Origin of the sequence: Arsenicicoccus sp. UBA2120 (genome assembly GCF_002330965.1) — a bacterium.
GTDB classification, from domain to species: Bacteria; Actinomycetota; Actinomycetes; order Actinomycetales; family Dermatophilaceae; genus Arsenicicoccus; species Arsenicicoccus bolidensis.
In genome coordinates this window covers 473-8132 of record NZ_DCYC01000027.1, presented here as the reverse complement: position 1 = coordinate 8132, position 7660 = coordinate 473, and the positions used below count along the sequence as shown (strand labels likewise).

Annotated in this window: 5 protein-coding genes; 4 read left to right on the top strand and 1 reads right to left on the bottom strand. The window is 74.6% G+C overall.

Going from position 1 to position 7660, the window contains the following annotated elements; genetic code table 11:
- On the bottom strand, positions 1-1335 hold a 1335-nt coding region (locus tag B2P18_RS03105), incomplete at its 3' end, for a hypothetical protein (RefSeq protein WP_286955798.1).
- Between B2P18_RS03105 and B2P18_RS03100 the strand changes: the two genes are divergently transcribed.
- From B2P18_RS03100 to B2P18_RS03085, 4 genes are all read left to right on the top strand, one after another.
- The gene (locus B2P18_RS03100; protein WP_156911132.1) at positions 1334-1507 is read left to right on the top strand and encodes a hypothetical protein; all 174 of its coding nucleotides are present in this window, start codon (positions 1334-1336) and stop codon (positions 1505-1507) included. The two genes, B2P18_RS03105 and B2P18_RS03100, sit on opposite strands and share 2 nt — an antisense overlap.
- 78 nt (positions 1508-1585) lie before the next feature.
- Positions 1586-4246 carry a carboxylate--amine ligase/circularly permuted type 2 ATP-grasp protein gene (locus B2P18_RS03095; RefSeq protein ID WP_286955797.1) on the top strand — a complete coding sequence of 887 codons (2661 nt, stop codon included), beginning with the start codon at positions 1586-1588 and terminating at the stop codon, positions 4244-4246.
- Positions 4246-6030, top strand: a complete 1785-nt coding sequence (locus tag B2P18_RS03090) for an N-acetylglutaminylglutamine amidotransferase (protein WP_286955796.1) — start codon at positions 4246-4248, stop codon at positions 6028-6030. The genes B2P18_RS03095 and B2P18_RS03090 overlap by 1 nt, the downstream gene beginning before the upstream one ends.
- On the top strand, positions 6012-7660 hold a 1649-nt coding region (locus B2P18_RS03085), incomplete at its 3' end, for an alpha/beta hydrolase family protein (protein WP_286955795.1). The genes B2P18_RS03090 and B2P18_RS03085, both read left to right, overlap by 19 nt.

Sequence of the window (7660 nt, the reverse complement as noted above, 5' to 3'; positions counted from 1 at the left end):
GGACAGCGCATCGGCGCGCTGCTCGTCCCCGGCTCCCCGCAGGCGCCACCAGGCCAGGGCCGCCAGCAGCAGCAGGACGGCGTCGATCATGCGTGAGGTGCGACCGTGACCCCCGACCGAGCCGGCCAGCGCCGTCAGGGTGACGACCAGCATCGCCGCGATCGTGGCCCCGAGGGCGACGACCCAGGTCATGACGGTGGGCTCGACCCGGTCGGCCCCCGGCAGGACGCGCGCCAGCACAGGGGCCAGCAGCGCGGCCAGGACACCGGCGGGCAGCACGGCGGCGGCCGCCAGCCCGGCCAGCACCCCGACCTGCCCGGGCGACGCGCCACGAGTGCGCAGGAGCCGGTCGCCCCGCTCGTTGACCGCCCCGAGCAGCAGGCCCGTCAGCCCCAGCCCCACCAGGGCGACGAGCACGAGCAGGGCCGTCGGTCCGGCGATGGCGGCACGCGTGCGGACACCGTCGGCGACGGCCCGCTCGAGGGTCGCCGGCAGTCCGGTCCGCACCGCGAAACCGTCGAGCAGGGGCGCCTGCTCGAGCGCGGCCACGGCGTGACGCACGGGCGGCTCCAGCCCCGACGCGTCCGCAGGAGGCACGATCCGCCAGGTGGCCGTCGCTCCTGCGCCGAGCGCGGGCACCGTGTCGCCCGAGACCAGCAGCGGCCCCACGGTGCGGAAGTCGCCCTCGCTGATCCCCGCCCCACGGCGCGCGTCGTCGGCCCACCCTGTGGTGTCGGTGGCTCGAGTCCGGTAGGTGCCGCTGATCCGCAGGCGGGGTGGGTCCGCCTGCGTGGCCACCAGCCGGCTGAGGGCGAGGGTCTGCCCCACGCGCCACCCCAGACGCTCGGCCGCAACCTGCGGGACCGCGACGTCGCCGTCCGAGGTGGGCCAGGCCCCGCTCACCAGCGTGCTGCTCGCGACGGCGCCCGGGGCGTGCCCCAGCTCCACCCGCAGGTTGGCGGCGGCGCCCGCCACGGCGTAGCCGGACGAGGTGACCCACCGGGACACCTGGGCGCCCGGGATGCGTGAGGCGGCGGACCGCACCACGGCGTCGGTCTCGGCCAGCCCTCGGGACACGGTGCCGCTCACGACGACCGAGCGGTCGTCCAGCGGCGCCTGCCGCAGGGCCGAGGTGCGCGCGGCCCGGTCCGCGGAGTCCGCGTGGACCTGCGCCGTCGCGGCGGCCAGGCACGCGACGAAGGTGCACAGCGCGACGGCGAGCACGGCGGCAGGGCGATGGCGGACACGGCGCAGCGCAAGCCCCACCAGCACCCCGAGCGACCGCATGACGTCCTCCCCGAACCCGACGCACCGTCGCGTCGGTCCCTGCATCATGCCAGCCCCTGCCGACACACCCTCGCGCCCGCCGTGTGGCCCGGCCCTGGTCTTCAGCGCCGCCGACGGGTCGCTGCGCTGCCTGGTCCTGGAGGTGCGCGACGGACTCGTCCGCACCGTCCAGCTCCACGGCAACCCGGCCAAGCTCGGTGCCCTCGACCGGCCGGCCTGAGCGGGCACGGCGCACGAGGGACGCAGGCCGACACGATTTCGCAACGCGCCCGCAACATGCGCGTGGAAGCCTCACGCCATGGACAGCGCACGATCCAGCGGGCAGGCCCAGACCCGGCACTCCCCCCAGGCGACGCAGACGTCGCAGCCGCGGACCCGGCCGATCCGCAGGCTCGGGGTCGAGGAGGAGTTCCATGTCGTGGACCTGACCACGCGCCGGCTCGCCGCCAAGGCCCCCGAGCTGCTCGAGGCGCTGGCCGACCGCACGGAGTACGTCGCCGAGCTCCAGCAGTGCGTCGTCGAGGTCAACTCGGCCGTCGTCACCGACCTGGACGAGCTGCGCGACGAGCTGCTCCACTGCCGGGAGGGCCTGGTGCAGGCGGCGACGCCGCTGGGACTCGGGATCGTGGCGGCCGGCTCCCTGCCGCTGTCGGCGCCCGACGAGATCGACGTGACCGAGACCCCGCGCTACCGGCGCATGCTGGCGGACTACCAGCTCCTCACGCGCGAGCAGCTGATCTGCGGCTCGCAGGTGCACGTCGACGTGGCCGACCTCGACGAGGCCTGCCTGGTCGCCGAGCACGTGGCCCCCGACCTGCCCCCGCTGCTGGCACTGTCCGCGTCCTCCCCCTACTGGTCGGACGGGGACGACACGGGCTACGCCAGCGTGCGGAGCCTGGTGTGGAGCCGCTGGCCCACGACGGGCCTGTCGAGCGGGGCCCGCTCCGCCGCCGAGTTCGACCGGCTGGTGGCCAACCTCGTCGACACGGGCGTGATCAGCGACCCGGGGATGATCTACTTCGACGTCCGGCCGGCCGCGCGCATCAGCACGATCGAGCTGCGGATCTGCGACAGCTGCCCCTCCACCGACACCATCGTGCTGGTCGCCGGCCTGTTCCGGGCCATGGTGGACCGGGCGGTCGAGACGATCGCCGCGGGCGTCCCCCCGCTCGACCTGGCCCCCGTCGTCGGCCGCGCCGCGTCCTGGCGGGCGGCACGCTCGGGGCTCGAGGGCGACCTCGTCGACCTGCGCTCGGGCCGCACCGCCCCGGCCCCCGAGATCATCCGAGACCTCGTCGCCTCGCTGGAGCCGTGGCTGCGCGCCAACGGCGACTGGGAGCTCGTCGACGGGCTGACCACCGCCGCCCTGCTGCGCGGCAGCTCCGCCGCCCGCCAGCGCCGGGCACGCCGCCGCCGGGGCCGGCTCACGGACGTCGTCGACCAGCTCATCGCCGAGACCGCCCGTGGCGTCGCGGCCCCGGTCGACGGCACCGAGGACCTGCTCGAGTCCTACCGCCCCCGCGAGGGGGCGGCCCCCGCGGCCTACGACGAGGCCGTCGACGAGACCGGTGCACCGCGCCCGCCGTATGCCGACGTGGTCGCCGCCTTCCAGCGGCTGGGGACCCGGGGGCTGCGCCAGCGCGACTACGCGATCGTCGACCTGCAGCGCGCCGACGGCGTAACCTTCCGCCTGCGCGACCAGCCGCAGCCCCAGGTCTTCCCCGTCGACCTGATCCCCCGCATCGTGTCCGCGTCCGACTGGGAGCACATCAGCGCCGGCGGCGAGCAACGGGCGCGGGCGCTCGACGCCTTCCTGCGCGACTGCTACGGCGAGGGCGCGATCTTCGCCGACGGCGTGATGCCCCGCGAGCTGCTGGACCGGGCGCCGGGCTACCGCTCCAGCGGGCGCCTCGGCGGGCCGGGCGTCCGCAACCACGTCAGCGGCCTGGACCTGGTCAGCGACGGACCCGGACGCTGGCGGGTGCTCGAGGACAACCTGCGCGTGCCCTCCGGGGTCGGCTACGCCATCGCGGCGCGCGCCCTGATGCGCCGGTTCGTGCCCGAGGTGTTCCCCCTCGGCATACGGCCCGTCCGTCCCGTCCCCGAGCTGCTGCGCGACACGCTGTCCGCCGCCGCGCAGGGGGGCGCCGCCGAGCCCGGCGAGATCGCCATCCTCTCCTCGGGCCCCACCGACTCCGCGTGGCCCGAGCACACCGGGCTGGCCGAGGCCATGGGCGTCGACGTGCTCACCCCGAGCCAGGTGTGGTTCGAGGACGGGCGCCTCATGCGGCAGCGGGCAGGACGACCGGCCCAGGTGCGCGTGGCCTACCTGCGGATGGACGAGGACCTGCTGCTGTCGGCGGGAGGCCGCGACGGTCAGCCTCTGGGCGCCGGCGTCATCGAGGCGCTGCACCGGGGCACCCTGACGCTGGCCAACGCCCTCGGCAACGGGGTGGGCGACGACAAGGCCGTCTACACCTTCGTGCCGCACATGGTCCGCTACTACCTGGGCGAGGAGCCGATCCTGGACCAGGTCCCCTCCTGGCTGTGCGCCGACGCGGACTCCCGCGAGCACGTCCTGGACCACCTGGGCGAGCTCGTCACCAAGCCGATCGACGGGCACGGCGGGCTCGGGGTGCTCATCGGGCCGGACGCCACGTCCGCCCAGGTCGCCGAGCGGCGGCGCGAGATCCTCGCCAACCCCGAGCGCTACATCGGGCAGGAGCTGGTCGACCTGTCCACGCACCCGACCTTCGACGGCAACGCCCTGCGGCCGCGGCACGTGGACCTGCGGGTGTTCGTGCACCTGCGACGGCGCAGCGGCACCCGCGAGACGGAGGCGATCTCGATGCCGGCCGCGCTGAGCCGGTCCGGGGCCGAGGGCAGCAAGATCGTCAACTCCTCGGCGGGTGGCGGCAGCAAGGACACGTGGATCATGACGGACGGGGAGGAGCGCTGATGTGCGGCATCTGCGGTGAGGTCAGGTTCGGCGAGCGAGGTGCTCGGCCCGCGGACGTCGCGGCGGTCGAGACGATGGCCGAGGCGATGGTCGCGCGCGGTCCCGACAACGGCGGGGTCTGGGCCCAGGGGCGGGTCGCCCTGGGGCACCGGCGCCTGTCGATCATCGACCTGTCGCCCCGCGGCTCCCAGCCGATGGTCGACGCCGAGCTCGGCCTGTCGATGGTGTTCAACGGCTGCATCTACAACTACCAGGAGCTGCGCGCCGAGCTCGAGGGTCACGGCTACCGCTTCTTCTCGCACGCCGACAGCGAGGTGATCATCAAGGCCTACCACCGCTGGGGGCCGGACTGCGTCGAGCACCTGACCGGCATGTTCGCCTTCGCGATCACCGACGTCGACACCGGCGTGCTCACCCTGGCCCGGGACCGGCTCGGGATCAAGCCGCTCTACCTCTCGCGCCGCGGCGACCGGCTGCGCTTCGCCTCGTCGCTGCGCGCGATCGTCGACGCCGGCGACGTGGACGTGTCGCTGGACCGGGTCGCGCTGCACCACTACCTGTCCTTCCACTCCGTCGTGCCCGCGCCCCGCACGATGTTCGCCGGCATCCAGAAGCTCCCGCCGGCCACCATCCGGACCTACCAGCCCGACGGACGCTACACGGACCGCGTCTACTGGGAGCCGTCGTTCACCCGCCGCGAGGACCGCGCCGACTGGGACGCCCGCGACTGGGGCGACGCGCTGCTGGACTCCCTGCGCACCGCCGTCGAGCGACGCATGGTCGCCGACGTGCCCGTGGGCGTGCTGCTGTCCGGCGGCTTCGACTCCAGCCTGGTCGTGGCGCTGCTCGCCGAGCAGGGGCAGCAGGACCTGCAGACCTTCAGCATCGGCTTCGACTCGGCCGGGGGCGAGTCCGGCGACGAGTACTCCTACTCCGACCTGATCGCCGCCCGCTACGGCACCAACCACCACAAGATCCACGTCGACACCAGCCGTCTGCTGCCGGCCGTCCCCGGCACCCTCGCGGCGATGAGCGAGCCGATGGTCAGCCACGACTGCATCGCGTTCTACCTGCTCTCCCAAGAGGTCTCGCGGCACGTCAAGGTCGTGCAGTCGGGCCAGGGCGCGGACGAGGTGCTCGGTGGCTACGACTGGTACCCCCCGCTCCTGGACGTCCCCCGCGACCGGACGACCGAGGCCTACCGCCGGGTCTTCTTCGACCGCAGCCACGACGCCGTGGGTGCCCTGCTGCACCCGGACTACCGCCTCGACCACGACCCGAGCTGGGCCTTCGCCGCCGCCCACCAGGCCGCTCCCGGCGCGGACACCTCCGTCGACGCCGCCCTGCGCCTGGACACGCAGGTCATGCTGGTCGACGACCCGGTCAAGCGGGTGGACACGATGACGATGGCCTGGGGCCTGGAGGGCCGGGTGCCCTTCCTCGACCACGACTTCGTCGAGTTGGCCGGCTCCTGCCCGCCCGAGCTCAAGCTCGCCGGGGGCGGCAAGGGGGTCCTCAAGGACGCCGCCCGGTCGATCCTGCCGGTCGAGGTCATCGACCGCACCAAGGGCTACTTCCCCGTCCCCGGCATCCGCCACCTCGAGGGCGAGGTGCTCGAGCTGGTCCGCGACACCCTCGGCTCGTCGGCGGCGCTCGACCGCCACGTCTTCGACGCCGACGTGCTCGATCGGCTGCTCGCCGATCCCAACACGACCCGCACGACCCTCGGCTCCAACGAGCTGTGGCAGCTCGTGACCCTGGAGCTGTGGCTCCAGACCTTCTGACCGTGATGGAGCTCTCCGGCCGCCCCACCCACGGGGCGTCCGTCGCCCCCGACGGCCGTGCCCTGGCGCACGTCGTCGACGTCGACGGCTATCCCCGAGCGGTGCAGCGCTTCCTCGAGGGGGCGCGCGCCAGCACCTGGCGCCCCGTCCGCCTGCCGGTCGACGGCCCGGTCACCCGGGTGCGTCACTCTCCCGACGGTCTGTGGCTGGCCTGCCAGGTCGCGCCGTATGGCGGGGACCGCTCCCAGGTGTGGGTCGTCACGACCGACCCCGGCGACCCGCAGGCGTGGCGCGCCGACGACGACCGCGACGGGTCGGCGGAGCTCGTCGGCTGGGACGGCACGCGGATCCAGGTCACCGCCGAGCTGGAGGACGGCTCCGGCGAGTCTCGGCTGGTCGACCCGCAGACGCTCGGCGTCGAGGTCGTCGACCGGCGTCCCGAGGGCCGGTTCGTCGACTCGTGGGGCGGCGCGTCGTTGGTGCGGGTGGGCGGTCGCGGCGACCGGTCGCTGCGCCTGCTGTGGGGCGGCGAGGACACCGCGCTGCTGCGCCCGGACCCCGGCTCGGTCACGGACGCCGCCGCGATCCTCGACGACCACCGTCCCCGGCGCCTGCCGTCACGATCGGGCTGGTCGGAGCGGCTGCCCCCGCACACGTCGTGCCCGTCGGAGAGCCGCGAGGGCTACCTGCGCGTCGTGGTCCGCACCGACGTCGGGGGCGACCGGCAGCGGCTGGCGCTGCTCACGGTGACCGGCCGCGGCGTCTCGGAGCGGGTCCTGATGGCTCGTCCGGACGCCGACGTCGAGGAGTTCTGCGTCAGCGAGGACGGCACCCGGGCCGCGGTCCTGTGGAACGTCGACGGCGGCCGCAGCGAGCTCGCCCTCGTCGAGCTGGTCGACAGCACCGTCCACGAGGCCATCCCCCTGCCCGGGTGGGTCGCCACCGAGCCGAGCCTCAGCGCCGACGGCTCGATCCTGGCCCTGACGGTCGAGAGCCCCGACCGGGACCGGTGCGTCGAGATCCTCGACCTGCGCACCCGCAGCTGGGTCTCGCAGGCGTGGGTCGACGTCGACGGCGCCACCCGCGACCCGCAGGCCGTCCTGCCGGAGCTGCTGCGCACCACGACGCGTGACGGCACGGAGGTGTCGTCCTGGTGGCACCCGGCGCGGAACCGCCCGGTCGACGGGGGCGGGCCGGTCGTCATACACCTGCACGGCGGGCCCGAGGGCCAGGAACGTCCCGGCTGGTCGCACCTGTATCCCGTGCTCCTGCGGGCCGGCATCTCGGTCTGCGCCCCCAACGTCCGCGGGTCGGGAGGCTTCGGGCGGGCCTACTCCCACGCCGACGACGTCGGTCTGCGGTGGCGGGGCGTCGACGACGTCGAGGACGTCGTGGCGGACCTCGTCGCGCGCGGCCTCGCCGACCCGGACCGGGTGGCGTGCGTGGGCTGGTCGTATGGCGGCTACCTGACCCTCTCGTGCCTGGCGGCACGACCCGGGCTCTTCGCAGCCGGGGCGAGCATCGCGGGGATGAGCGACCTCGGCACGTTCTACGCCACCACCGAGCCGTGGATCGCGCGGGCCGCCCTGCCGAAGTACGGCCACCCCGTCCACGACGCCGAGCTGCTGCG

Excerpts from the sequence above, each read along its gene's own strand:
- B2P18_RS03095 (WP_286955797.1), top strand. The coding sequence starts at position 1,586 with ATGGACAGCGCACGATCCAGCGGGCAGGCCCAGACCCGGCACTCCCCC.
- B2P18_RS03100 (WP_156911132.1), top strand. The coding sequence starts at position 1,334 with ATGCCAGCCCCTGCCGACACACCCTCGCGCCCGCCGTGTGGCCCGGCC.
- B2P18_RS03090 (WP_286955796.1), top strand. The coding sequence starts at position 4,246 with ATGTGCGGCATCTGCGGTGAGGTCAGGTTCGGCGAGCGAGGTGCTCGG.